This is a genomic window from Stenotrophomonas sp. SrG (genome assembly GCF_050031795.1).
Taxonomy (GTDB): domain Bacteria; phylum Pseudomonadota; class Gammaproteobacteria; order Xanthomonadales; family Xanthomonadaceae; genus Stenotrophomonas; species Stenotrophomonas rhizophila_A.
In genome coordinates, this window is record NZ_JBNBBE010000994.1 from 1 (window position 1) to 241 (window position 241).

Sequence of the window (241 nt, forward strand, 5' to 3'; positions counted from 1 at the left end):
TCTTCGCTGAGCGTGCCGTTGGCCACGGCGTAATCGCCGCTGGCAAACGCACCGGCGCCGACCGCGGTGGCGGCCTCGCCACTGGCCTGGGTGTCGACGAAGAAGCCCAGGCCGGGACTCAGGTCGACCGGACCGCCGATGGCGGTGCTGCTGGTGCCACTGGCCGCGCTCTGCGTGCCCACCGCCGTGGCGTTGTCGCCGGTGGCATTGGCCACCGCGCCGAACGCCGACGACTGTGCGA

The 241-nt window shown here is 72.6% G+C and carries 1 protein-coding gene; it reads right to left on the reverse strand.

All coding sequences use genetic code 11. The features are described 5' to 3' along the window. On the reverse strand, positions 1 to 241 hold a 241-nt coding region (locus tag ACQG3P_RS22470; protein ID WP_426806293.1), incomplete at both ends, for a hypothetical protein.